The organism is Pseudomonas sp. ME-P-057 (genome assembly GCF_030208975.1).
In the GTDB taxonomy this organism is placed as follows: domain Bacteria; phylum Pseudomonadota; class Gammaproteobacteria; order Pseudomonadales; family Pseudomonadaceae; genus Aquipseudomonas; species Aquipseudomonas lutea.
Map to the genome: position 1 here is coordinate 181998 of NZ_JARVSX010000011.1, position 24229 is coordinate 206226.

At 62.3% G+C, this 24229-nt stretch carries 20 protein-coding genes and 1 pseudogene; 13 read left to right on the top strand and 8 right to left on the bottom strand.

Annotated elements, in window-relative coordinates:
• Positions 1 to 50: 50 nt before the first annotated feature.
• Positions 51 to 1874, bottom strand: coding sequence for an EAL domain-containing protein (locus QRN48_RS05140; protein ID WP_052074987.1), 1824 nt, complete (start codon positions 1872 to 1874; stop codon positions 51 to 53).
• 1408 nt (positions 1875 to 3282) lie between these two features.
• Between QRN48_RS05140 and QRN48_RS25300 the strand changes: the two are divergent.
• Positions 3283 to 3405: pseudogene (locus tag QRN48_RS25300) on the top strand (HAMP domain-containing protein); the annotation flags it as partial.
• Positions 3406 to 3513: 108 nt separating this feature from the next.
• Positions 3514 to 4269, top strand: a complete 756-nt coding sequence (locus QRN48_RS25305) for a methyl-accepting chemotaxis protein (RefSeq protein ID WP_502944576.1) — start codon at positions 3514 to 3516, stop codon at positions 4267 to 4269.
• A 3-nt stretch (positions 4270 to 4272) separates the two neighbouring features.
• Here the strand turns inward: QRN48_RS25305 and QRN48_RS05150 are convergent, their stop codons facing one another.
• The 5 genes from QRN48_RS05150 to QRN48_RS05170 are packed head-to-tail and all read right to left on the bottom strand — an operon-like array spanning position 4273 to position 9697.
• Entirely contained in the window at positions 4273 to 5184 is a 912-nt protein-coding gene (locus QRN48_RS05150; RefSeq protein ID WP_285349242.1) for an SMP-30/gluconolactonase/LRE family protein, read from the bottom strand.
• A gap of 16 nt (positions 5185 to 5200) precedes the next feature.
• On the bottom strand, positions 5201 to 6157 hold the full coding sequence (locus QRN48_RS05155) for an ABC transporter permease (protein WP_191943820.1): 957 nt from the start codon (positions 6155 to 6157) through the stop codon (positions 5201 to 5203).
• Positions 6154 to 7143, bottom strand: coding sequence for an ABC transporter permease (locus tag QRN48_RS05160; RefSeq protein ID WP_081955288.1), 990 nt, complete (start codon positions 7141 to 7143; stop codon positions 6154 to 6156). The genes QRN48_RS05155 and QRN48_RS05160 overlap by 4 nt, the downstream gene beginning before the upstream one ends.
• Positions 7140 to 8597, bottom strand: a complete 1458-nt coding sequence (locus tag QRN48_RS05165) for a sugar ABC transporter ATP-binding protein (protein WP_285349243.1) — start codon at positions 8595 to 8597, stop codon at positions 7140 to 7142. Before QRN48_RS05165 ends, QRN48_RS05160 begins: the two co-directional genes overlap by 4 nt.
• Positions 8598 to 8656: 59 nt before the next feature.
• The gene (locus tag QRN48_RS05170) at positions 8657 to 9697 is read right to left on the bottom strand and encodes an ABC transporter substrate-binding protein (protein WP_285349244.1); all 1041 of its coding nucleotides are present in this window, start codon (positions 9695 to 9697) and stop codon (positions 8657 to 8659) included.
• Between the two features lie 258 nt (positions 9698 to 9955).
• On the opposite strand from QRN48_RS05170, the gene QRN48_RS05175 reads away from it, so the two are divergent.
• The 6 genes from QRN48_RS05175 to QRN48_RS05200 all read left to right on the top strand — a co-directional run bounded on the left by QRN48_RS05175 (position 9956) and on the right by QRN48_RS05200 (position 16033).
• A complete protein-coding gene (locus tag QRN48_RS05175) occupies positions 9956 to 11230 on the top strand; it encodes a GAF domain-containing sensor histidine kinase (protein WP_191943817.1) in 1275 nt (424 codons plus the stop codon).
• A complete protein-coding gene (locus QRN48_RS05180) occupies positions 11215 to 11964 on the top strand; it encodes a response regulator transcription factor (RefSeq protein WP_037009690.1) in 750 nt (249 codons plus the stop codon). Before QRN48_RS05175 ends, QRN48_RS05180 begins: the two co-directional genes overlap by 16 nt.
• 818 nt (positions 11965 to 12782) lie before the next feature.
• Complete coding sequence (locus QRN48_RS05185; protein WP_285349246.1) at positions 12783 to 13847, top strand: M4 family metallopeptidase; 1065 nt, start codon at positions 12783 to 12785, stop codon at positions 13845 to 13847.
• A 38-nt stretch (positions 13848 to 13885) separates the two neighbouring features.
• Entirely contained in the window at positions 13886 to 14191 is a 306-nt protein-coding gene (locus tag QRN48_RS05190) for a protealysin inhibitor emfourin (protein ID WP_191943815.1), read from the top strand.
• A gap of 166 nt (positions 14192 to 14357) precedes the next feature.
• Positions 14358 to 15896 (top strand): cryptochrome/photolyase family protein, encoded by a 1539-nt coding sequence (locus QRN48_RS05195; protein WP_285349248.1) that lies wholly within the window; start codon positions 14358 to 14360, stop codon positions 15894 to 15896.
• On the top strand, positions 15893 to 16033 hold the full coding sequence (locus tag QRN48_RS05200) for a DUF2256 domain-containing protein (RefSeq protein ID WP_070356507.1): 141 nt from the start codon (positions 15893 to 15895) through the stop codon (positions 16031 to 16033). Before QRN48_RS05195 ends, QRN48_RS05200 begins: the two co-directional genes overlap by 4 nt.
• A 47-nt stretch (positions 16034 to 16080) precedes the next feature.
• On the opposite strand, the gene QRN48_RS05205 is transcribed toward QRN48_RS05200, so the two are convergent.
• On the bottom strand, positions 16081 to 16302 hold the full coding sequence (locus QRN48_RS05205; protein WP_037009680.1) for a hypothetical protein: 222 nt from the start codon (positions 16300 to 16302) through the stop codon (positions 16081 to 16083).
• Between the two features lie 287 nt (positions 16303 to 16589).
• On the opposite strand from QRN48_RS05205, the gene QRN48_RS05210 reads away from it, so the two are divergent.
• The gene (locus QRN48_RS05210; protein WP_037009678.1) at positions 16590 to 17216 is read left to right on the top strand and encodes a TetR/AcrR family transcriptional regulator; all 627 of its coding nucleotides are present in this window, start codon (positions 16590 to 16592) and stop codon (positions 17214 to 17216) included.
• A 122-nt stretch (positions 17217 to 17338) separates the two neighbouring features.
• Here the strand turns inward: QRN48_RS05210 and QRN48_RS05215 are convergent, their stop codons facing one another.
• Positions 17339 to 20080, bottom strand: coding sequence for a beta-glucosidase (locus tag QRN48_RS05215; RefSeq protein ID WP_191943813.1), 2742 nt, complete (start codon positions 20078 to 20080; stop codon positions 17339 to 17341).
• Between the two features lie 469 nt (positions 20081 to 20549).
• On the opposite strand from QRN48_RS05215, the gene QRN48_RS05220 reads away from it, so the two are divergent.
• The 4 genes from QRN48_RS05220 to gspG all read left to right on the top strand — a co-directional run bounded on the left by QRN48_RS05220 (position 20550) and on the right by gspG (position 24229).
• Positions 20550 to 20777, top strand: coding sequence for a hypothetical protein (locus tag QRN48_RS05220; protein ID WP_191943812.1), 228 nt, complete (start codon positions 20550 to 20552; stop codon positions 20775 to 20777).
• Positions 20778 to 20869: 92 nt separating this feature from the next.
• Positions 20870 to 22588 (top strand): type II secretion system ATPase GspE, encoded by a 1719-nt coding sequence (gene gspE, locus QRN48_RS05225; protein WP_285349419.1) that lies wholly within the window; start codon positions 20870 to 20872, stop codon positions 22586 to 22588.
• Between the two features lie 2 nt (positions 22589 to 22590).
• Entirely contained in the window at positions 22591 to 23793 is a 1203-nt protein-coding gene (gene gspF, locus QRN48_RS05230) for a type II secretion system inner membrane protein GspF (RefSeq protein WP_285349251.1), read from the top strand.
• Between the two features lie 10 nt (positions 23794 to 23803).
• Positions 23804 to 24229: a type II secretion system major pseudopilin GspG gene (gene gspG / locus QRN48_RS05235; RefSeq protein WP_037009669.1), complete on the top strand. Its 426-nt coding sequence runs from the start codon at positions 23804 to 23806 to the stop codon at positions 24227 to 24229.

Consider the following 24229-nt stretch of genomic DNA (forward strand, 5'->3'; position numbering starts at 1 on the left):
GGTCCCACTGGATTGCATGTGAACGTGGAACTGGCGTTAGCCGGAAAGGCTCACGCCGCTTCGGTCACCTGACCGTCGTCGAACACCGCCGCGTTGATCAGCTCCTCGTCGCCCCACGCTTCCGGGGGTTGGGCGATGAAGGTCAGCGCGATGTTCTGGCATTGCTGCTTGAGCTTTGCCAGGCCAAGCGGCCGGCTCAGGAAATAACCCTGGGCCTCTTCGCAACCGTATTCCCTCACCAGGCTCATGCAGCGAAACGTCTCGACGCCTTCAGCGACGGTGCGATAGCCCAGTTCGCTGGCCAGGTGCAGAACGGAACGCGCAATGATGCGATTACGCGGGTTGCTTTCGAGGTCGCTGACCAGCGACTTGTCCAGCTTGAGAATGTTGGCGGGGATTTCGTGCAAATAGGCGAAGTTGCTGTAACCGGCGCCAAAGTCGTCAATGGCCACATCGACACCCAGTTCGCGAATCCGGGTCAGCTGAGCGATCACTCGCTTGTCGGCACGGATCCACTCGCCTTCGGTGATTTCGACTTCCAGCCGCGCAGGTTCAACACCATGTTGATGGCAGGCGTCCTGCAGCGTTTGAGCGATGTCCAGCTCAGCGAAATCCAGTGGCGACAGGTTCAGCGAGAGGCGTACGTCCTGATCGATCCAGCCGCTGAGATCGGTGAGCGCGCGATCAATGACCCAGCGCGTTACCGTGCTGATCCTGCCGGCGCTTTCGATCAACGGAATGAATTCGGCGGGCCAGATCTTGCCGAGCAGCGGGTGGGTCCAGCGGATCAACGCCTCGACGCTCAGCAGTTTGCCGTCCTGGAGGCTGAAACGCGGCTGGTATTCCAGATAGATGTCGCCGCTGTCCAGTGACTCGTTCAGTTCATTGAGCAACAGCAGTGCACGGCGCTGGGCGCAATCTTCCGCTTCGTCATACGACGCCCACTGCACCTGGCGGTAGGTGGCCATTCCCACAGCGTGTATGGCTTTGCCCATCAGCGCGGCGGCAGAGTTTTCACCGTCGTCGCAACAGGCCAGGCCCACCGCCACTTGCTGATGGGTGAAAGGCTCGGTGATCAGCGCGAGCATCACCCGAATCAGCTCATCGCGCCGATGCCGTTCGCACGTCATGAGCAGGCAGAAGTCCAGCTCACTGACATGATAGAGCTCGGCAATTCCGTCCAGACGGCGGCGCAGGCAGTGGGCAATGTCACGGCGCTTTTGCTGCGCATCCAGGTTGCTGGTCACGCTGACATCTGCAGCGCTGGGCACTGCCTGTGTGCGCATGACCATCATCAGGCGCACCTGAGTGTCTGCCACCGCCACATTGTGGGTGTCCAGCAAGAACTGGTGCAGATTGGGCAGCTTGCTCACCGGATCGCGGTAGCGCATCAGTTGGCACTGCTCGATCTGCCCCATGACCAACTCGGCAAAATCTTCGAGAACCGTGATCTCAGCCGGGAGCAGCTCGCGCGGCACGCTGTCGATCAGGCAGAAACTGCCGAGCACTTCACCGTGCTGATTGCGCAGCGGCGCACCGGCGTAGAAGCGTATGCCACCCGGCCGGGTGACCAGCGCCGTGTCGGCGAAGCGCGGATCAAGGTGTGCGTCGTTGACCACCATGACCCCGGAATTCTGGATCGTGTAGCGGCAGAAGGACTGCTCGATCGGAGTCTGGCCCGCGTCGAAACCTACGCGACCAGGGAACCACTGCCGGTCCTTCTCCACTAGCGACACCAGCACGGTAGGCACGCCGAAATGAGCAGCGGCCAGACGGCAGAGCCGATCAAAATTCTCGTTATGCGCCGTTTCCAGCCATTGCAATGCATGCACAGCCGACAGGCGCTTCTGTTCGATTTCCAGCAAACAGGTCATGGCAGAAGCCCTCGGCTGTCAAAAATTTACGGAACCAATGATATCGCATGGCCATCACAGCTGGGTAGTTGATAAAGACGAAAGGTCGGTGACTCATGACACCCGTCAATAGCCACTGCTCGGCAACATGGATTGATATCACAAAGACACTAGTTAAACGTTTCAGTTCCGGAATTATACAAATATAAATTCTTGTACAAGTTTTCATAAAGTTAACCGGATCGCCGCCGACAGGCTGATAGAGCCTAGTGAAATCAGCCCCTCGCATGAGCTCCAAGAGCGTATCAACGCCACCCTAAAACCCGAGAAAAACGGAACGTTCTCACCGACAACCACCCAACGCGCCCCGCTCCGGGGCTGTGAGAACTGCATGAATATTCTTGCGCCTGCCGTGTACCTGACCAACCGCCTACGTTTTCCTGCCAAATTCGGAGTGCTTGCACTCATCGTACTGATTCCCCTGGCGCTGCTGGGCTCTCGCCTGCTCAGCCAGATCAACGAAAGCATCGCCGGCATCCACTCCGAACAGGTGGGCCAGCGTTACCTGACGGATGTGACGCCCGTGCTGCGCCTGTCGATGCTGCAACGCGCGCTGACCAATCGCCTGCTCAGCGGCGATCAGACGGCACAGGCTGACCTCACCGCGAACCAATCCAAATTGCTGGACGCCTTCACTGCACTTGAGAAGACCGACCGGCAGTACGCGACCGCACTCGAAACCGGTGACCGCGTCCAGCGCTTGCGCTCCTCGGCCGAGCGTCTGATCAACCAGAGCAAAACCGCAGCTGACCAGGCCAGCATGTTCGATGCGTGGAATGATCAACTCACCGACACGCTCAACTTCATCTACTTTGTGTCGGCGACGTCAGGGATGGTGCTGGACGAAGACTACGCATCGTTGTTCCTGATCGACCAAAGCACGTTGCGACTGCCACGTCAGATCAACGTGGTCGGGCAAATGCGCGGCCTGGCCAGCGGCCTGCACGAAGGACAGCCATTGACGGGGTCCGATCGGGGCGTCATCAAAGCGCTGCTCAAGCAGGAAAGCCAGATCCGTCAGGAGCTCCTGCAAAGCATCGCCTTGCTGCGCCGGGAAGAAGCGGGTCTTGCCGAACGCATCCAGTCGCCCGTTTCAAACGCCTTGTCCGGCCTGGACAGCTTCCGCAGCGATCTGGACACCCTGATCGCATCGAGCCAAGGCATCGTCACTGGCATGCAGGGCCTGGCGGGCAAGGGCAACGCTGTGGTGGCCGAACTGTATAAGGCCCAAGACGCGCTGCAGGGGGCTCTCTCCTCGGTGATGGAACAGCGCGTGCACGCACGCACCATGGAGCGCACCTACCTGCTGGCCATGTTTGCCATTGCCGGCCTGCTGCTGATCTACGCGTTCAGCGGTATCTACAGTTCCATGCGCCGGGCCATGGAGGAAATGCTCGATGCCACTCAACGCATCGCCAAGGGCGATTTGACCGCGCGTGTGCCTATCGCAGGCAAAGACGAAATGGCCGACATCGGCAGCGGCTTGAACCACATGGTGCAAGCCTTTGGTGAGTCCCTGGCCCAGGTTGAACGCAGCTCCAGCTCGGTGTCGGATGCAGCGACGCGCCTGAGCGCCTCCATCGACCGTGCCAAGCTGTCGATGAACGCCCAGCAAGGTGAAACCGAGCAAGTGGCCACGGCCATCAATGAAATGACCGCCAGCGTCGCCGACGTTGCGCAGAACACCGAAGGCGCTGCCCGTGCCGCGGAACAGGCCAGTCAGGCTTCCGGCAAAGGGCTGGGCGTGATGCAGCAGACCCGCCAGACCATCGAAGCGCTGGCTGGCGAAGTCGATCTCAGCGCGCAGAAAGTGGCAGCGCTGGCGGTGCACAGCCAGGAGATCGGCGGGGTCATAGAAGTGATCCGCAACATCGCCGATCAAACCAACCTGCTTGCGCTTAACGCCGCCATCGAAGCCGCCCGCGCCGGCGAACAGGGCCGTGGCTTCGCCGTGGTCGCTGATGAAGTGAGAACCCTGGCCTCGCGCACGCAGAACTCCACCGCCGAGATCCAGCGGATCATCCAGCAACTGCAGACGGCAACCAACGCCGCCGTCGAACAGATGAAGGCCGGCAAAGAGCGTGCGCAGGATTGCCTGACGTCCGCCGACCAGACCTCCAGCAGCCTGGACGCCATCAACGAGGGCGTGGAATCCATCGTCGGCATGAACACGCAGATCGCCAGCGCCGCTGTGCAGCAACATGCGGTATCGGAAGACATCAACCGCAATGTCACTGAAATCCGCAACGGCACCTTTTTGCTGATGGAAGGCATTGAGGACAACGCCGTGACCGCTGATGAGCTGTCGCTGCTGGCGGGCGAACTGCGCACCGTGGTCGGTCGCTTCAAGCTCTGAGCCTCACGGCACCTGTGCCCCCGCCACCGCCACATACAGTGAATACAGCGACGTATTGGCGGTGATGAACAGGCGGTTGCGGCGCGGGCCGCCGAAGGTCAGGTTGGCGACCTTCTCCGGCAAGCGGATCTTGCCTAGCAGCGTGCCGTCGGCGGCGAAGCATTGCACGCCGTCGCCGGCGCTGGTCCAGACGTTGCCCTGAACATCCACGCGCATGCCGTCCGGCACCCCCGGCTCGATGACCGCAAACACCGTCGACTTCCCCAGCTCGCGTCCGTCGATCACCTCGAAGGCGCGAATATGGTGGGGACCGTCGGGGTCATGGGAGCGGCCAGAATCGGCGATGTAGAGCGTGTGGCCGTCGGGTGAAAACGCCAGGCCATTGGGCTGCACGAAATCATCGGCAACGCAGGTGACCTCACCGCTAAGCGGGTCGATGCGATAGACGTGGCGGCCGGATTGTTCTTCATCCGCCTGATAGCCCTCGTAATCGCTGAGGATGCCGTAGCTGGGGTCGGTGAACCACACCGCGCCGTCCGGGTGTACCACCACGTCATTGGGTGAATTCAGACGTTTGCCTTCGAAGCGCTCGGCCAACACGGTGATCGAGCCGTCCGGTTCAGTGCGGGTGACGCTGCGCGTACCGTGCTGGCAGGTGATCAGTCGGCCTTGCAGATCACGGGTGTTGCCGTTGGCGAAATTTGAAGGGCTGCGGAAGGTCGATACGCCCTGCTCCGGGGTCCAGCGCAACATGCGCTGGTTGGGGATATCGCTCCACAGCAGATAACCGCCGTCGTTGAACCACACCGGCCCTTCGGCCCAGCGGCACTGATCGTACAGGCGCTCAAGCTGGGTGTTGGGCAGGATCAGGCGGTGGAAGCGCTTGTCATGGCATTCGTAGAGGTCGTCGGACACGGGATTGATCCTTGGTTCAGGCGCGGGCATTTTTGCGTCCGCTGACAGCGGTAATCACCGCGATGATGATCAGCCCGGTGAGGATCAGCCGCACCCCGGCGCTGGCGCCGAAGGTGTTGAGCATGCTCACCAGCAGGTAAAGAAACAGCGAGGCGCCCCAGATTCCGGGGACGTTGGAAAACCCGCCGGCCACCGAAGTACCGCCGATGACCACGACGGCGATCGACGCCAGCAGGTATTCCTCGCCCATGCCCAGCGATGCACCGCCGGAAAAACCCGCCAGGGTCAGGCCACAGAGGCTGCCGAACACGGCGCACAACACGTAGGTCGCGAAGCGCATCCGGCCGACGCGAATGCCGGCCAGTTCAGCTGCGCGAGCGTTCTGACCGATGGCCAGCACCGAGCGACCGTAGCGGGTGCGGGTCAGCACATACCCCATGAGCACCGCCACACCGATGACCACCAGGGCAAGGTACGGCACGCCAAACACCCGGCCGGTGGCGAAGCTGTAAAAACTGTCCGGCGGTGGCACCCGCACGCTGCGGCCGTAGGCGATGGCCAGCGACTGCAAGATGAAGCTTGCCGACAGGGTCGCGATGATCGGCGGAATCCGCAGCAAGCGGATCAGCACGAAATTGCCGCAGCCCACCAGCACTCCGATGCCCAGCACGCCGACCACGCCCAGCCAGACGTTGGCGTCCTGGCCATCCATGAGTTTCATGCCCAGTGCGCCACTCAGGGCGATGTTGGCCGGGATCGACAGGTCGATGTTGCCAGGCCCCGTGCTGATGACGAACATCTGGCCGATGCCGACAATCGCGAAGAACGTCGAAAACGCCAGCGCACCGGACAGCAATGCACCTGCGCCCTGCCCGCCGGTGAATACCAGCGTCGCGCCCCAGATGAGCAATGCGGCGAGAAACGACCACAGCCACGGCTTGCCGCGCAGGGCTGTCAACGTTGATGTGCTCATACAGGGCGTACCTCCAGACGATTGACCGCCGCACGCAACGCCAGCACGAAAATCAGAATCGCGCCCTGAGCGCCGATCTGCCAGTCCGGCGAGATGCGGATGAACGACAGCAGCGAACCGGCCAGTACCAGCGTCAGCGCGCCCAGCACCGCGCCGATAGGCGACACGCGCCCGCCGACGAATTCACCGCCACCCAAGATCACTCCGGCGATCGACAGCAGCGTGTAGCGCAGCGCCACGTTGGCGTCCGCCGACGTCGTCAGTCCCACCAGAAACAGCCCCGACAACACACCGAAGCTGCCCGCCATGGCGTACATCGCCACTTTGATGCGCAGCAACGACCAGCCCGCCTTGGCAATCGCCAGCGGGTTGCCCCCGGCCCCGCGCAAGACCACGCCCACGGTCGAGCGCATCAGGAAAAAATGCATGGCAACCCCCAGCACGATGCACGCGATGATCGCCAGCGGGACCAGCGGCGGCTTGATCCGCACCATTGCCTGCAACCACTGCGGTGCGGTTCCGCCCGGCGAAGGCAGCAGCAAAATCGCGCCACCGACCCAGATGAACGACATGCCCAGCGTGACGACAATCGACGGCAGATTGCGGCTGTGAATCAGCGCGCCGAGCAGCGCATACACGCCGACGCAGCCGGCCAGCGCCAGCCAGCCGAGAAACGGATGCTGATCGAGCAACGTCACCGAAACGCAGGCGACGAAGCTGATGAAACTGCCCATGGACAGGTCCAGATCGTTGACGCTGATGATCAGCATCTGGGCGATGGTCGCCAGCGCGATGGGCACCGCCAGGTTGAGCATCAGGTTCAGGCCCATGTAGCTCATGGCCCGGGGCTGCATGATGAAAATGGTCGCCAGCAACACGACCAGCGACACCGCCGGCAAGGCGGCACGCAGCATGCGCGCCCGCCGTGCGGCGGGGTTGCGAGTTGCCACGGGGGCGCTCGCGACGGTGTTCAACGGGGCATTCATGCGGTTTCCTCGGCGAAGGAGCTGCGCAAAATCCGCTCCTCGCTCAGTTCGCTGCGCGGCATGTCCAGCACGGTCTGGCCGTCGCGGAATACGTACACATGGTCGCAATAGGTCAGCTCTTCCAGCTCGGTGGTGTACCAGATGAACGTGCGACCGCGCGCCGCCTCCTCCATCAGGATCGAATACACCTCGCGCTTGGTGCCGACGTCGACGCCGCGCATGGGGTCGTCCATCAGGATGATCTGGCTGTCGGACGCCAAGGCACGCGCAAACAGGGCTTTTTGCTGGTTGCCGCCGGACAGCGAGAGGATCGGATTGCGCATGTCGGGGGTGCGGATGCTCATGCGCTTCATCCAGTCATCGGCCATGGCCTGCTCGGCGTCGGGGTTCAACAGCAGGCCGCGCTTGAGCTGGTTGAGCGAGCCGACGGTGATGTTCTCGCCGATGGACCACAGCGAGAACACACCATCGGTCTGCCGGTCACCGGCGACGAAGCTGGCGCCCGTGCCGCGCTTGACGCAATCGCGCAGCACCTGGGTCAGCCACTGGCTCTGGCCATGGCCGGCGAGACCGGACAAGCCGACGATCTCCCCGGCAAACGCCTGCACGGTGCGCCCGTCGGTTTGCCGGGCCGGCTGCTGTTGCACGCGGGGGCTGCCTTGCTCCCGGCGCGATGCAAACACCTGAGCGGCCGCCTGAGTCTCGCGGGCAGTGCCGCCCATGACTTCCACCAGCGAGTCATGGGTGAAGGCGCTCGCGGCACGGGTTTCCACCACTTTGCCGTCACGCATCACAGCGATGCGGTCACAGGTGCCGAGCATTTCGCCGAGGATGTGGCTGATCAGCACGATGCTGCCGCCGCCCTCGACGAAGCGCCGCACATGGCGCAGCAGTTGCTCGGCCACGCGTGCGTCCAGCGACGAGGTCGGTTCGTCAAGAATGACCAGGTCCAGACGCTCGTCCACGTGAATGAACGCGCGGGCGATCTCTACCATTTGCCGCTTGCCGATGGACAGATCAGAAACGATGTCATCGGCGTCGATGCCGTGACCGGGGAAAATCTGCTCCAGCATGGCCTCGATCAGCGCCCCTGCCCTGCGCCGCCAGCCAAAGCCGCGCAGGGCCGGTGACATCAAGCGGGTGTTTTCCGCCACGCTCAGGTTCGGGCACAGCGAGAGCTCCTGAAACACGCAGCGGATGCCGTGCTGACGAGCCACCTGCACCGAATAGCCGTCGCGCACGTCGCGGCCTTCGATCAATAGCTGCCCACAGTCAGCTGCAAGGGTGCCGGCAAGCACTTGCATCAGGGTCGATTTACCCGCGCCGTTGTGGCCGATAAGGCCCAAACACTCGCCGGCGCGGATGCTCAGATCGACGTCAGTCAGGGCGCGCACGGCGCCGAACGATTTGCCGGCGCCAGCGAAGGCGACCCGCACAGGTCCATTTGCGTTCATGTCGGAAATTCCTTGGCGGGCCGCAGGCAGCGCGGCCCGCGGTGCTCAGATGGAAACGCTCACAGGGAAGCGGCAGGCTTGAGCTTGGCGACGTCGTCGACGGTGTAGGTCTCGCTGACGATCCCGCCTTTTGGCAGGTCCTTGAGGCTCGCGTCGAGGGTCTGCTGGGTGACGGTCACCGCTGGCGAGAGCAAGTCATGGGGCATGGTCTTGCCGTCGAGTAGCTGCTGCGCGACATAAAACGCCAGGCTGGAGATGCTCGGTCCGCTGCTGATCGAGAAACTCTGATACCCCTGCGTGTCGCTCTGCTTTTTCCACCAGCTCAGTTCTTCTTCGCGGTTGCCAAAGATGATTGCTGGCAACGGACGGCCCGCTGCTACAAAGGCCTGCGCAATACCCACCCCCTCGCCGCCCTGGGTGACCACCGCGTCGACTTTCGGCAGGCTGGGCAGCACGCCGGACACGGCTTTCTGTGCCACGGTGGGCGACCAGTTGCCGTTGACCTCGCCGACGACTTTCAGGTTCGGGTGCTTCTGCGCGCCGGCGGTGATACCGGAGTGAATACGCTCATCCACGGAGACGCCGGCCAGCCCGCGGACCTCCAGCACATTGGCGCCCTGGGGAAAGCGTACGGCCAGATAGTCCATCTGCTCGATGCCGGTCTGCTTGAAGTCCATGGAGATGCGGTACGCGCAGGGTTCGGACACGGTGCCGTCGAAAGAGACCACGATAATCCCGGCATCGCAGGCCTGCTTCACCGCGCCGTTGAGCGCTGTCGGCGAGGCTGCGTTGATGACGATGGCGTCATAGCCCTGCAGGATCATGTTCTGGATTTGCGCGGCTTGCTCGGTGGCCTGGTTTTCGGCGGTGGTGAAGGTGTCGGCCGATTTGATCACGCCATCCTTGACCGCCTTGTCGGTGGTCTGTTGCCAACTGGCGAGCATCAGTTGGCGCCAGGAGTTACCGGCGTAATTGTTGGACAGCGCGACCGTTTTATCAGACGTGTCGGCGTGGGCAGCGACAGGCAGAGCCATCAGGGGCGCTACGGCCAGTGCAGCGCAGAGCAATGAACGGCGTAGCGGATGACGACGACTTTTCATAGTTGAACCCTTGTTATTTTTGTGGGGCTGCAGAGTGGCCGACGGCGTCGGTCGCACCTTCTTACGAACAGTACGCGGCGAGTCTGCACTGCCCGGCGCGGAGCGTCAGGGGTCAATCGTGCAGACCTGATGCGGGATCCCGCAACCGGGCTGCTGGATCCTGCGTTCTTTTTAGCGCACAAGGGCCATAATGGCGCGACTGCCCCTCGTTCGATGCAAAGACGGGTCGATTCCAAAAATAAAAGCAGGTTGGAGCTCATGGCACAGCGACCGCACACCCTCGCCGAAGACGTGCTGCACCACTTTCTCGGCATCTCCCGCGCCCTGGCCGGCCAGCTGGACTTCCAGTCGATGATCGACGCCGTCTCGCGGGAGATCAGCCCGATCCTGCCCCACGATCACCTCGATGTGTGTCTGTTCGTCCTCGATGGCCGCGAGCACATCACTTATGAGAGCGGCGTGCACACGCTCTGGGGTGATGTCGCACAGCCCATGCCGGTGCACACCAGCCCGATTCGCACCGTGCTGCTGGGTGAACAGGCGTTTCTCCTGACCCACGATGCGATGAACGATGCCCGGTTTGCCTTTCCCGGCGCCATCAACCACCCGATCTTCGATGCCCGTTTGCGCAGCCGCCTGCATGTGCCTCTGCGGGCGCGCGGTGAAATCATCGGCGCGTTGAGCTGCTCAAAACACACCGAGCATTTCTACACGCTGGATGACGTTCGCCACACCCAGCACGTTGCCGATCTGCTGGCCTCCTACGTATATGCCCTGCGACAGACCGAGCAGGCCAAGCAACTGGCGATCGCCGAGGCCCAGGTGCGCGCCCGTGAAGAAGGGTTGCGTCAGGGTGCATTGCGCCTGACCGAAGAGCTGGAGCGCGAGCGTCAGCGGGTCGGCATGGACTTGCACGACCAGACCCTCGCCGACCTGACCCGCCTGCATCGGCGCATCGCCCGCCTGGAAACCCTGCCCAACGTGCCGGGGGAAGACTTGCGCGGGATCGCGCGGGCGCTGAAAGACAGCATGCAGGAGCTGCGGCAGCTCATCGACGCGGTGAAGCCAACGGTGCTGCAGCTGTTCGGATTTGAAGAAGGCCTTGAGGATTTGTTGCGGCGCAGCGTGCGCGACAGCGGGCTGAGCATCGCGACGCGGCTGCAGGACAGCACGCAGGGCATGGGCGACCGCTTGCCGGAGTCGGTGAAGGTCGCGCTGTTTCGGATCATTCAGGAAGCCGTCAACAATGCGATCAAGCACGCCATGCCGGACAGCATCGTCATCAACATTGGCCAGACGCGCGAGGGTTTGCAACTGACCATCGACGATGATGGCGTGGGCCTGGAGGCCGATCAACGCTTCAACACGGGGGGCATCCAGAACATGCAAGTGCGCGCGCAGCTGATGGCGGCGCAGTTGCAGATCGAGCCGGGGCCCGGTGAGCGCGGCACCCGGGTTCGTGTGTGCCTGCCGCTGACAGACTTTGCGCTTGAACCTGTTATCGCGCCGGAGGTGCCATGCAAGTCTTGTTGATCGAAGACGACCCGGTGCACCGGGCGTTCCTGCGCGAAGTGATCGAGGTGGCCCTGCCGGAATGCACGCGCCTGCTGGAGGCCGAAGACGGTCAGATTGGCGAGCGGCTGTTCAGCCAGAGCCCGGTGGATGCCGTGGTCATGGACCTGCAGATGCCTTGCCGCACCGGCGTTGAGGCAGCAAAAACCATCTGGCGGCTGCAGCCGGACACGTCAATTTTGTTCTGGTCCAATTATTCGGACGAGGCCTATGTACGCGGGATTGCGCGGATCGTGCCCCAGGGCGCTGCTTACGGCTACATCCTCAAAACCGCGTCGGAAGAGCGCTTGCGTCTCGCGTTGAGGGGGCTGTTCATCGAGCAGCAATGCGTGATCGACCGCGAAATTCGCGGCGTGCAACTCAAGGCCCATGACCAGCTCTCCGGGTTGAGCGATGGCGAGTACGAAGTGCTGCAAGACATCGCCCTGGGGCTGACCGACCGCACCATCGCCACGCGGCGCAACCTGTCACTGCGCAGCGTGCAGAACCGCTTGCAGCAGCTCTATGAAAAACTCGGCGTGTACCAGCCCGACGACGCCAGCGAGCGCAGCACCGCCTTCAACCTGCGCGCCCGCGCCGTCAACGTCGCCCTGCTGCGACGGCTGCTCAACCGCACCGCGCTGGAACAGGCTGAAGCCGAGCTGCAACTGTGGCTGAAAAACCCGCCGCCACTCGCCGAAAACGCGCGGCCGTAGCCGGGAATGCAGCGCCCGGGGCTCTGCGTCCTGCGGCGCGGGATTCTTCAGCTGGTACCCGATGACGCAGAGCGTCGCGGCATGCATACCCACGCGGACCGTGGGCACGATTGTCCGCACGATGAGCCTCTTTGTAGGAGCGCGCTTGCCCGCGAATGCGGCGTGTCAGCCATGCAATAGGTGGTTGAAGAAACGCATTCGCGGGCAAGCGCGCTCCTACAGGGTGAATGCGTTTCTTCAGTCACCCACTTGATGATCGTTCTCACGCTCTGCGTGGGAATGCAGCTCCGGACGCTCCGCGTCCTCCCGCCCAGACTTCCTCAACGGTCCTACTAAGCAATCGCATACATCCAGTGCGATGTGCGCCGACTGTAGGACCGGCTTTAGCCGGGAAGCTGTTGATCTGCTTTTGATCTTCATGCACATAACATTCAGACGACACCAATCGCGACTTGGGCGCTGGCCGAACGCAGACGATGCGCAGTGGGCCGAGCCGCATGGATGCGGCGAGAGCGCCGTCAGGACAGGGATGTCCGTTCGACGCGGGCCCACGGAGCGTCGTCGGAGTGAGGGTATTCCGACGCAGGAGGAACCAAGCCAGGAGCAGACACCCTTGGTTACTTGGGGATGGTGCGACTTTCGATTTTTCCAAGTAACTCGCCGAAGGCGAAACAGTCTGCCCCCAGGCAGACGCTCTTCCCGGCTAAAGCCGGTCCCGCTAACGGCAAGCGGGGAACGCCGCACCCTCCGCACTTGTCGATTAAAGCGAGACCGAACCGTGTCGCCCACCCGAAACAGGTCACTCAGGAGCATTGTCCATGTGCAGGAACCACACCCGAAACCCTGTTCTTTGCCTCATCCCTCCCTACCTGCTGGATCAAATTGCGCGCAACGGCAGCAAAGCCCAACGCGAAGCCGCCCTGCGCACCCGGGCCAAGGACAACACCTTTCGGTCACTCCGCCTGAGCGCCCAGCCTGATCGGCGCCTGGTTCATCTCGCCGCCACTGCGCTGACCGGCAAGCGTCGCTCGATCTACACCGCAGATGGCGGCGAAACCCTGCCCGGCACTCTGGTTCGCGGCGAAGGCCAGCCGGTCAGCGGCGACGTGGCCGTTGACGAAGCCTATGACGGGCTGGGCGCCACCTTCGATTTCTTCTCCGAAGTCTATGAACGCAACTCCATCGACGATGCCGGCATGGCCCTCGACGCCACCGTGCATTTCGGCAAGGGCTACAACAACGCGTTCTGGAACTCCGCGCAAATGGTGTTCGGCGACGGCGACCAGTCGCTGTTCAACCGCTTCACCATCGCCCTCGACGTGATCGGCCACGAACTCGCCCACGGCGTCACCGAGGACGAAGCCGGGCTGGTCTACTTCAACCAGGCCGGCGCGCTGAACGAATCGATGTCGGACGTGTTCGGCTCGCTGATCAAGCAGTACGCCCTGAAACAAACGGCCCGGCAGGCCAGCTGGTTGATCGGCGAAGGGCTGTTCACCGACAAGATCACCGGCAGCGCCCTGCGATCGATGAAAGCGCCTGGCACTGCCTTCGACGACAAGGTACTGGGCAAAGACCCGCAGCCCGGTCACATGGACGACTTCGTCCACACCTATGATGACAACGGCGGCGTGCACATCAATTCCGGCATCCCCAATCATGCGTTCTACCAGGTCGCAACACGCCTCGGCGGGCATGCATGGGAGAAGGCCGGGCGCATCTGGTATGACGCACTGCGCGATTCGCGGCTGCGCCCCAACACCGGCTTCGTGCGTTTTGCGCGGATTACCCACGACGTCGCCGGCCGGCTGTACGGTGTAGGCGAGACAGCACAAAACGCGGTAAAAGAAGGTTGGGCGGCCGTGGGCATCAACGCACAATGATCCGCCGCGACGAGGATCCACCCGGAGGAACCGCGAACATGCGTATCTCATTCAGTGAAAGCGGCGGGGTCGCCTACTTCCCGGGCTTGAACAAGCCCAACACCATTGAAGTGGACGCCCTGCCCGAATGTGATCAGCAGGAGCTGCGGCAATTGGTGGCCGCGTCCAGGTTCTTTGCGTTGCCTGAAGGCCGCCGCCCGGCCCGCGCGCTGCGTGGCATGCAGCATTACACGCTGACCATCAGCGAAGGCGACCGGGAGCGCACGGTGTGCGTACCGGCGCCGGTCGAGTCCGGACCGTTGCAGGGTCTGATGCAGTGCGTCAAACGCCACGTCGCGGGCTAATCCCCAGCGCCGCCGTCCACCGCCACTATTCTCGACGCGATACGCCGCTGGGCTGACCAGCGACGGGCGTCCTTCGAACGTCCAGGAATCCCGTGTCCGAGCTCATCGCCCTGCCAGTCGCGCCTTCACTACCCGGCATGCCGTCGTGGCTGTCAGGCTCACACGAATGATGCCCGTGCGCCGCGTGTGCCTGGTGCTCGGCGACCAACTGTCTTTTGACCTCGCTTCCCTCGCCGACCTTGATCCCAGACGCGACGCCGTCCTGATGGTCGAAGTCATGGAGGAAGCCACCCATGTCGGCCATCACCCTCAAAAAATCGCCCTGATCTTCAGTGCCATGCGCCATTTCGCCCAGGCGCTTCAACAGCGCGGCATCTTGGTGCAGTACGTCACACTCGACGATCCACTGAATACAGGCTCGGTGCCCGGTGAACTGCAGCGCTGGCACGCGTCGCTGCACGCCCAAGAAATCCACGCCACCGAATGCGGCGACTGGCGTCTGGAACACGCCATCAAGACCAGTGGCCTGCCCATCACCTGGCACAGCGACAGTCGTTTCCTCTGCTCGCGCGCCGAATTTGCAGCCTGGGCCAGCGGCAAACCCCAGCTGCGCATGGAATTCTTCTACCGCGAGATGCGGCGCAAACAGCGGCTGCTGCTCAATAACGATGGCTCCCCCGTCGGTGGTGCATGGAATTTCGACGCTGATAACCGCAAGGCGCTGCCGAAAAAAGTCATGGCGCCCTACCCCGCACGCTTCGCCCCTGACGCCATCACTCACGAAGTCCTGATGCTGGTCGGCGAGCGCTTTGCCAGCCATTACGGCTCGCTGGAAGGCTTCGATTACCCGGTAACTCACACCGACGCGCAGGCCCTCTGGCAGTACTTTCTCGATTATGGCCTGGCCGCTTTCGGTGATTATCAGGACGCCATGGCCATCGACGAGCCGTACCTGTTCCACGCGCGCATCAGTGCGGCGCTGAATATCGGCCTGCTCGACCTGCGCCAGTTGTGCAGCGACGTGGAGTCTGCGTACTGGTCAGGCAGCGTCGGGTTGAACGCCGCGGAGGGTTTTATCCGCCAACTGATCGGCTGGCGGGAATACGTGCGCGGTGTCTACTGGCTGAAGATGCCGGACTATGCCGAAGGCAATTCCTTCGGCAACACCCGCGCGCTGCCCGAGTTTTACTGGACCGGGCAGACCACCATGAACTGCATGCGCCAGGCCATCGGGCAGAGCCTCAAACACGCCTACGCCCATCACATCCAGCGGCTCATGGTGACCGGCAACTTCGCCCTGCTGGCCGGCATAGCACCCAGGCAGGTCTGCGAGTGGTACCTGGCCATCTACATGGATGCCTACGACTGGGTCGAACTGCCGAACACGCTGGGCATGGTCATGCACGCGGACGGCGGCTACCTCGGCTCCAAGCCCTATTGCGCCAGCGGCCAATACATCAAGCGCATGTCCGATTACTGCGGCGGCTGCGCTTACAAGGTCACCGAGAGCACCACCGATGACGCGTGCCCGTTCAACGCGCTGTATTGGCATTTCGTGATGCGCCACGGCAACGTGCTGCGCGATAACCAGCGCATGGTCATGGTGTACAAGAATCTCGACCGCATGGACGCAGCCAAACAGAACGCGCTGTGGCAGCGGGGCGAAACGCTGCTGAGCCGGCTCGACGCCGGGGAGGCGTTGTGAAAAAGAGCGAACTGCCGGTCAAGACCTGCGCGGTATGCGGGCTGCCGTTCACCTGGCGCAAGAAATGGGCGCGCTGCTGGGACGAGGTTCGTTATTGCTCGGAGCGATGCCGACGCGGCAAGCGCTCCGAGCCTTGAGGGGTGGGCTGAAAAGCCGTGGGCATGCAGCGTCACACACCGATCGATCAATGAATCTGCGCGCGGCTGGCCCTGCCGATGAGTCGGATCAACAACTGCTGCTTGGGCCCCACCGGGGTCTCGCGAGCGACCTTGATCAAGTATTCCTGAGGAATGAGCCCGCCCGCCTCGGCAAGCGCTTCATAGATGGCAAACAGGCGAGAATCGATGGTCGTCTCCTCGGCACATTCAATAAGGTAGGCAACTCCGGGACTGGCTTGGTCGTTCACAATGGATCCTCTTCATAAGGCGATTACATCAACGGAGAGGCGCGCGCTGCGGGAGTTCCCACTTTCTGGACCGCGCACAGCCGAACGGCGGGCAGGCTTGCCGCGCGCAGGCAGTCGTCAGTTTTTGCTTGCCAAAAAACGGTCGCCCCCTTAAACAGGGCGTGCCGTTTCTGCACCCTCGCGACTGGCTGCATCCTTGCCCTCCTGCAAGGCCGCCAGCTGCCGTCGCGACAGCCCTGCCGAAACCCTACGACACCTGCAAATCATGGAGGCGCCAGGTAAACCCGATGACAGGAAATTCGTCAGACACATTGCCCCGCACGCGCCGGGCACCCAAGGGTGAAAAGCGCCGCGAAGAACTGCTCGACGCCGCACTGCAACTGTTTTCGCTGGAGGGCTACACCGGCGCCTCCATTGCCCGCATCGCCGATCTGGTCGGCATCTCCGTCGCCGGCGTGCTGCATCATTTTCCGAACAAGGTAGCCCTGCTGATGGGTGTGCTGGCGCGCCGCGACGAGGTTAACCACAAGGTGGTGAGCAGCCTGCACAGCGAGCCAACGCTGCAGGGCTTTGTGAGTGGCTTGCGCCAGATCAACCGGTCCAACGCAACGGCGCCGGGTGTGATTCGCGCCTTCAGCATGCTCAACGCCGAAAGTCTGGTGGACAGCCATCCGGGCTGGGAATGGTTTCAGTCCCGTTACGTCACTATTCACGGGCGCATGCGTGCCCGGCTCGACCACTTGGTGGCCACCGGCGAAGTGCGTGGGGATGTGGACCTGGACGCGATCATCCACCAGATCCTGGCGATGATGGACGGGCTGCAGCTGCAATGGCTGCGCTTCCCGGAAACCGTAGATCTGGTGCAGCGTTTCGACAGCTACATGGCTCAGGTCGAACGCGAGATCCGCGCGTAAAAAAAGAGGCGATCCAGGTGGCTGGATCGCCTCTTTCATGTCACTGACTCAGGCCCTGATGCCTGCCCCGGAACACAGCCCCGGCGCAGGCGGGTCAATCAGCCCTCGTCCTTCACGGTCAATCAGTACTCGGTGTTGCCGTCGTAGTCGGTGTTGCCGTTGCCTGCGTCGACGTTCTCGCTCTGATCGAACACACCGCCGGTCTTCACCGCCGGCAAGGTCACTTTGACCGAGTTCAGCGCCGAACGTGGCAGCGGGTTGCTGGTGGTGGTCGACAGTTCCTGACGGAACGAGTTAACCAGCTTGGCATTCAGACGGATGTCGTCCGAGGCCGAGCCCAGGCTGATGTTGAAGGTGTCGGCATCGACCACCCACTGCTTGCTCGCCTCGTCGAAGTACGCCAGCGAACGGTCGTTGAGTTCGATGGTGACGCGACGGGTTTCGCCCGGCTGCAGGAAGACCTTCTTGTAGCCCTTGAGCTCCTTGACGGCGCGCTCGACTTTCGGGTTCTGCTGGCCGACGTACAGCTCGGCGACTTCGGAACCGGCACGCTTGCCGCTGTTGGTCAGGTCGAACGAGACCTTGATCGGCGTGTTGCCCACTGCAACGCCCGGGGTGACCGAGATGTTGTTGTAGGTGAACTGGGTGTACGACAGGCCGTGACCGAACGCGAACAGCGGTTTGGTGTTGGTCTTGTCGTAGCCACGGTAGCCGAGCATGGTCAGGTCGTTGGCGTAGCTGATTTCCTTGACCTGGGTGCGGGTGTTGTCGAAGTTCGGGAAATCCTTGTACAGCGGGTTGTCTTCGATGTTGCGTTCGATACTGATCGGCAGCTTGGCCGACGGGTTGACCTTGCCGAACAGGATCTCGGCCAGGGCCTGACCACCGTTCTGACCCGGGTAAAACGCGTGCAGCGCAGCCGGAACCTGATCGATCCAGTCGCCCATTTTCAGCGCGGTACCGCCGTGCATGGTCACCACGGTGTTCGGGTTGGCCTTGGCGATGTTCTGGATCAGCTCGTTCTGGTACTCAGGCAGATCGAAGCTGTGGTCGAAACCTTCACCTTCGTATTCGGCGCTGTTACCCACGGCAACCACGACCGCGTCGTACTGCGACAGGTCAGAAGGTGCAGTCAGAGACGCGGTCGACAGCTGCACGCCCACCAGGCCGCCCATGGTCGACAGGTAGCCGTCACGGCGCGAGTACTCAAGCTTCACGTCGTAGGCTTTGCCGGCTTCCAGCTTGATCTTGCCGGAAACAGGGATGGTCGGCGGAATGCTCTTGTTGGTGATGTTCTCACCGTCGCCGTTGTCGATGACCTTCTCGCCGTTGACCCACAGACGCACGGCGCCGTCGGCACGCACTTTGAAGACCTGGTCGCCACTGATGGTCGGGGTGACCTGACCGCTCCAGCGAATCGAGGTGTTGGCGGTGTCGCCATTGCTCGGCACGGTGTCGGTGGACCAGTCCAGATTAACGTACGTGTCGATCTGGGTGGCCGATGGGTCGCCGGACCAGGTGGCGTTGTTGAAGTACTCGGTCTTCATGCCAGCGACGCTGTTGCCTTTGCTGTCGGTGGTGGTCCAGTGCATGGCTGTCGGGTCGAGGGACAGGGTGTCGAGGAACTCGACCTTGGCGCCCGGTGCGATCTGACGCAGGCCGCTAAGCTCGCTGATGTAACGCGTGGCATCAACGTGAGCACTGCCGAAACCGGTCGGCGGCGCGTACTTGGCCAGATCGCCCACGACGGCGATGCGCTTGACCTTGTTCTTGTCCAGTGGCAGCACGTCGCCCTGGTTTTTCAGCAGCACGATGCCTTCGCGAGCGATGTTCAGGGCGACCTTGTTGCTGGTGGCGCTGTTCATGTTGTGCGTAGTCAGCGGCGCGAACTTGTCGAACTGGTACAGGTAGATGTTCTTCAGGATGCGGCGGACTTTGTCGTCCACGGTCGCCATGTCCAGCTCGCCGCTGTCCAGGTACGGCTTCAACACGCGGCTGTTCATCTGGCCGCCCATCATGTCCAGGTCGGTGCCGGCCTGTGCAGCAGGCAGACCGTGAACCACGGCGTTGTAGTCGCTCTGTACCAGGCCCTTGAAGCCCCATTCCTTTTTCAGGATGTCAGCGATCAGGTGCTTGTTCTCGCACGCATATTCGCCGTTCACCTTCTGGAACGAGCACATCATCATCGCCACGGTGCCGTTCTTGGACGCGGATTCGAACGGCGGCAGGGTCATCTCGCGCAGTACGCGTTCCGGCATCACCTGATTGAGGATGAAGCGGTTGGTTTCCTGGTCGTTACCGGCGTAGTGCTTGGCTTCTGCCCAGACGCGACGCTGCTGGATACCGTTGATGACCGCTGGACCCAGGCTGGCGCCCAGGAACGGGTCTTCACCGGAGAGGTATTCGAAGGCGCGTCCGCTCCACGGCATGCGGTACAGGTTCATGCCCGGACCTGTGACGAACTGATAACCGCCGCTGGCGGTGTCGTAGCCCAGTGCGCGACCGAAATCGATGGCGCGACGCGGGTTGAAGGTAGCGGCCAGGTTCGGACCGGACGGATAGACCACGCCCGGATCGTTGCCTTCGCTGGTGTAACGGATGCCTGCGCCGCCATCAGCGCCATGGATCTGCGGAACGCCATACTGTGAAAGCGGCTTGACGTCCCAGCCGCCGATACCGCCGATGTAGGCCAGCTTTTCTTCCTGGGTCATCTTGGCCAGGGTTTTTTCTGCTGCTTTGTCAGCGCGCAGTTCTTTGGCAGCCAGTTGCTCTTGGGTGGTGGTGTCGGCTGCGTTGGCGTGGCAGATGGCCAGGCTCAACAAAGCCAGTGCCGAGTGGGCACCGAAAGTTTTACGATTTCGCATGGGGGACGCTCTCCAGATACCGCCCGCGCTCATTTGTCGCAGTTGACACGCCACAGCCCTTTGTTTCAGGCAATACACAGCCTATACCGAAGTTTCAAATGGAAACATCGATCAACGAAAAGTGACGTAACAACCGGATAATAAGTGTGGGCGATAAGATCTTCTATAACTTACGTTTATGGCAATGAGCCACCGAACTGCACGAGCGATGCCCGAGACGTTTAAATTAAGGCAATTGTTTTCAATTGATGTCAAACAAAAAAATCATCCGAATACAAACTCGACATTTTTTGATACATCCACTGAACTCTCGCTAAACCTATAGGTCTGTAGGTTTAGCAATTTTTACGAATCGTCGCCCCGGACCCCGTGGATCCGGGCATTTCACCCCGGACCGGGTGGCGATTTCGCGCTGAAGGCCAGCGCGGCGATCACTTCTTACCCCTGAAGAACATTGGAGAAACATCACATGAAACTGCCAGTACTGGGCGCTATCGCCGCACTGACCCTGTCGTTTGCAACCGCCAGCATGGCCGCAGACTCCGACACTCAGGAAACCATTTCCGGCGCACCGGACTCCACCGTCATGACCCAGACCCAAGACGCCAAAGCGGTGAAGAAGTCCACGAAGCAGAACCAGGCTGACGAAAACAAGCGCGGTCGTCCGACAGCCAATAGTTCGTCTGCGACAAACTAACGCAGCAACGCTTAGTTATTGCATTCAACGTTTTTAATTAACCCAAGAGGTCTCGTGAGAGGCCTCTTATTATTTGAACCGGTGCTGTGTCCATTAACCTGTCTCCTATCAATAGCCAACAACTCAGCGCGCATTCTGTTGAAGCGCTGTGCGCGTGGCTGTTGGCGAACGCCGGGCTCAAGGCAGGTGATCTGGAGCGGGCACAGCGTCTGGCCCTTGAGTCGGAAGGTAGTTCGCTCACCGAATTGCTGACGCGTCTGGGCCTGGTGTCCGAACTCGATCTCGCCCGGGCCTGGGCCGCTGCCCTGCAAGCGCCGCTGCTGCTGTCGGAAAATCTCTCGCTGTCCGGCGAGGCCCTGCCGGAGCTCAGCGAGCGCTTTTTGCGGCACTACCGTTTGCTGCCCATCGGCACCCATGCCGACGGCGTGCATGTGTTGGCGGCCAACCCGGGCAATGCCTATGGGCTGGACGCCGTGGCGTATGCCTGTCAGGCGCCGGTCTACGTGTCGGTGGGCGCTGCCAGTGAGGTCGACGCACTGATCGAGCGTTTATATGGACAGGGCCGTTCGGCGATGGGCTCGTTGATCGAGACTCTCGACGAGCACGGCGGGACCGAAGAAGACATCGAGCATCTCAAGGACCTCGCCTCCGAGGCGCCGGTGATCCGGCTGGTCAATCTGATCCTGCAGCGCGCCGTTGAGCAGCGCGCTTCCGACATTCATATAGAGCCGTTTGAAAGCCAGCTGAAGGTGCGCTATCGCATCGACGGCGTACTTCACGAAGCCGAAGCGCCGCCGTCCAGCTCGTCGGCGGCAATCATTTCGCGACTGAAGATCATGGCCCGGCTCGACATCGCCGAGCGTCGCCTGCCCCAGGATGGCCGCATCATGCTGCGCATCCAGGGCAAGGAACTCGACCTGCGGGTGAGCACGGTGCCCACCAGTTTCGGCGAGTCGGTGGTGATGCGTCTGCTGGACCGGCAGACCGTCAGTTTCGACTTCCCCAGCCTGGGCATGGACGGCGAGCGCCTGCAGAACTTCCTCGACGTGCTGGAAAATCCCCACGGCATTCTGCTGGTCACCGGCCCTACCGGTTCCGGCAAGACCACGACGCTGTATACCGCGCTGTCGCGGCTCAACACCGCCGAGCGCAAGATCATTACCGTTGAAGACCCGGTCGAGTACCAGCTTGAAGGGATCAACCAGATTCAGGTCAAGCCGGCCATCGGTCTCGATTTTGCCGGGGCCCTGCGCTCCATCGTCCGGCAAGACCCGGACGTGATCATGATCGGTGAGATGCGCGACCTGGAAACCTGCCGCATTGCCATTCAATCGTCGCTGACCGGTCACCTCGTGCTGTCGACGCTGCACACCAACAGCGCGGCAGCGAGTATCACGCGGTTGCTGGACATGGGTGTGGAAAGCTACCTGATCGCGTCCACCGTTAAAGGCATCCTGGCCCAACGACTGGTGCGAAGGCTTGATCCGCTGACGCGCGTCGCCTTCGACGCACCCCCCGAGTTGGTGGCCGAGCATGGCCTGGACCGTTTCACCGAGCAGCGCCCGATCATCCTCTATCGCCCCGCCAGCGAATTGCCCGGCGGCGGCTATCACGGCCGCAGCGCGATCACCGAATTGCTGGTGATGAATGAAGAGCTGCGCGGCCTGCTGATGCGTCAGGCCGATGCTGCAACGCTGGAGCAGGCCGCCCGGCGTGGCGGCCTGCGCACACTTTATGAAGAAGGCCTGCGTCAGGCCGTGGCCGGTGTTACCTCACTTGAGGAGGTGCTGCGCGTCACGCGCGGCGACTGACCATGGCTCATTTCAAATACCGCGCCCTGGACGCCGACGGCGTTGCGCAGCACGGCACCCTCGAAGCTGCCGATGAAACCGCCGCGACCGCCATCTTGCAGAAGCGTGGCTTGTTGCTGATGGGCCTTGAGGCCAGTGCGAACAGCGGCTTGCGCGCGGCCATGCGCCGGGGCGCCATGAACGGCGCGGCGCTGGTCAGCTTCACCCAGCAACTGGCGACCCTGCTCGGTGCCGGTCAGCCGCTGGAACGCGCCCTGACCATCCTGCTCAAGCAGACCCACGAACCCAAGCGTCAGGCGCTGCTGGAACGGATTCGCGAACAGGTCAAAGCCGGCAAGCCACTGAGCCAGGCGCTGGAGGAAGAGCACGGCCAGTTCTCCAGCCTCTACATCAGCATGGTGCGCGCGGGTGAAGCCGGTGGTTCGCTGGAAAACACCCTGCGCCAGCTCAGCGATTACCTGGAACGCAGCCAGATGCTGCGCGGCGAAGTCATCAACGCGCTGATCTACCCGATCTTTCTGGTGGTCGGCGTGCTCGGTTCGCTGGCCTTGCTGCTGGCCTACGTGGTGCCGCAGTTCGTGCCGATCTTCCGCGATCTGGGCGTGCCGATCCCGTTCATTACCCAGGCCATTTTGTGGCTGGGCGAATTTCTCAGCGCCTATGGCCTGCTGTTGCTGGGCGCCATCGTCGCGCTGATCTGGGGCGTGGCGGTGCTGCGCCGCGACCCGCAACGGCGGCAACGGCACGACCGGCGCCTGCTGTTCATCAAAGTCATCGGCCCGCTGTTGCAGCGGATCGAAGCCGCGCGTCTGGCGCGAACCCTGGGCACCTTGCTCAGCAACGGCGTCGCCTTGTTGCAGGCGATGACCATCGTCCGTCAGGTCTGCGGCAACTACGCCCTGCGCGCTCAAGTCGAGCAGGCCACTGAGTGGGTCAAGGGCGGCGGCACGCTGGCGCAGGCGTTCGGCGAACAGCCGCTGCTGCCGGAGCTGGCCTTGCAGATGATCGAAGTCGGCGAACAGGCCGGCAATCTGGACGGGATGCTGCTGAAAGTCGCCGACGTGTTCGACGTCGAGGCCAAGCGTGGCATCGACCGTCTGCTCGCCGCCCTGGTGCCCAGCCTCACCGTCGTCATGGCGGTGATGGTGGCGGTGATCATGCTCGCCATCATGCTGCCGCTGATGAGCCTTACCAGTAACATTTGAGGAACTACACATGCCACGATTCAACGCTGCCCAAGGCCGTCGCCAGGGCGGTTTCACCCTGCTGGAAATGCTCGCCGTGATCGTGCTGCTGGGCATTGTCGCCACCATCGTCGTGCGTCAGGTCGGCGGTAACGTCGACAAGGGCAAATACGGCGCGGGCAAGGCACAACTTGCCAGCCTGGGCATGAAAATCGAAAGCTATGGCCTGGACGTCGGTACGCCGCCGGCCAATCTGCAGCAACTGGTCAGCAAACCGGCCAATGCCAGTGGCTGGGCCGGCCCGTACGCCAAGCCTTCGGACCTGAAAGACCCGTTCGGTCACGCATTCGGCTACCGCTACCCGGGCGAGCACGGCAGCTTTGACCTGATCTTCTTCGGTCAGGACGGGCAGCCTGGCGGTGACGGCTACAAGGCCGACATCGGCAACTGGGAATAA

Coding starts and splice junctions, on each gene's coding strand:
- QRN48_RS05175 (WP_191943817.1), top strand. CDS start 9,956: ATGGCACAGCGACCGCACACCCTCGCCGAAGACGTGCTGCACCACTTT.
- QRN48_RS05185 (WP_285349246.1), top strand. CDS start 12,783: ATGTGCAGGAACCACACCCGAAACCCTGTTCTTTGCCTCATCCCTCCC.
- QRN48_RS05215 (WP_191943813.1), bottom strand. CDS start 20,080: ATGCGAAATCGTAAAACTTTCGGTGCCCACTCGGCACTGGCTTTGTTG.
- QRN48_RS05140 (WP_052074987.1), bottom strand. CDS start 1,874: ATGACCTGTTTGCTGGAAATCGAACAGAAGCGCCTGTCGGCTGTGCAT.
- QRN48_RS05220 (WP_191943812.1), top strand. CDS start 20,550: ATGAAACTGCCAGTACTGGGCGCTATCGCCGCACTGACCCTGTCGTTT.
- gspF (WP_285349251.1), top strand. CDS start 22,591: ATGGCTCATTTCAAATACCGCGCCCTGGACGCCGACGGCGTTGCGCAG.
- QRN48_RS05160 (WP_081955288.1), bottom strand. CDS start 7,143: ATGAATGCCCCGTTGAACACCGTCGCGAGCGCCCCCGTGGCAACTCGC.
- QRN48_RS25305 (WP_502944576.1), top strand. CDS start 3,514: ATGAACGCCCAGCAAGGTGAAACCGAGCAAGTGGCCACGGCCATCAAT.
- QRN48_RS05180 (WP_037009690.1), top strand. CDS start 11,215: ATGCAAGTCTTGTTGATCGAAGACGACCCGGTGCACCGGGCGTTCCTG.
- QRN48_RS05170 (WP_285349244.1), bottom strand. CDS start 9,697: ATGAAAAGTCGTCGTCATCCGCTACGCCGTTCATTGCTCTGCGCTGCA.
- QRN48_RS05165 (WP_285349243.1), bottom strand. CDS start 8,597: ATGAACGCAAATGGACCTGTGCGGGTCGCCTTCGCTGGCGCCGGCAAA.
- QRN48_RS05195 (WP_285349248.1), top strand. CDS start 14,358: ATGATGCCCGTGCGCCGCGTGTGCCTGGTGCTCGGCGACCAACTGTCT.
- gspG (WP_037009669.1), top strand. CDS start 23,804: ATGCCACGATTCAACGCTGCCCAAGGCCGTCGCCAGGGCGGTTTCACC.
- QRN48_RS05155 (WP_191943820.1), bottom strand. CDS start 6,157: ATGAGCACATCAACGTTGACAGCCCTGCGCGGCAAGCCGTGGCTGTGG.
- QRN48_RS05210 (WP_037009678.1), top strand. CDS start 16,590: ATGACAGGAAATTCGTCAGACACATTGCCCCGCACGCGCCGGGCACCC.
- QRN48_RS05190 (WP_191943815.1), top strand. CDS start 13,886: ATGCGTATCTCATTCAGTGAAAGCGGCGGGGTCGCCTACTTCCCGGGC.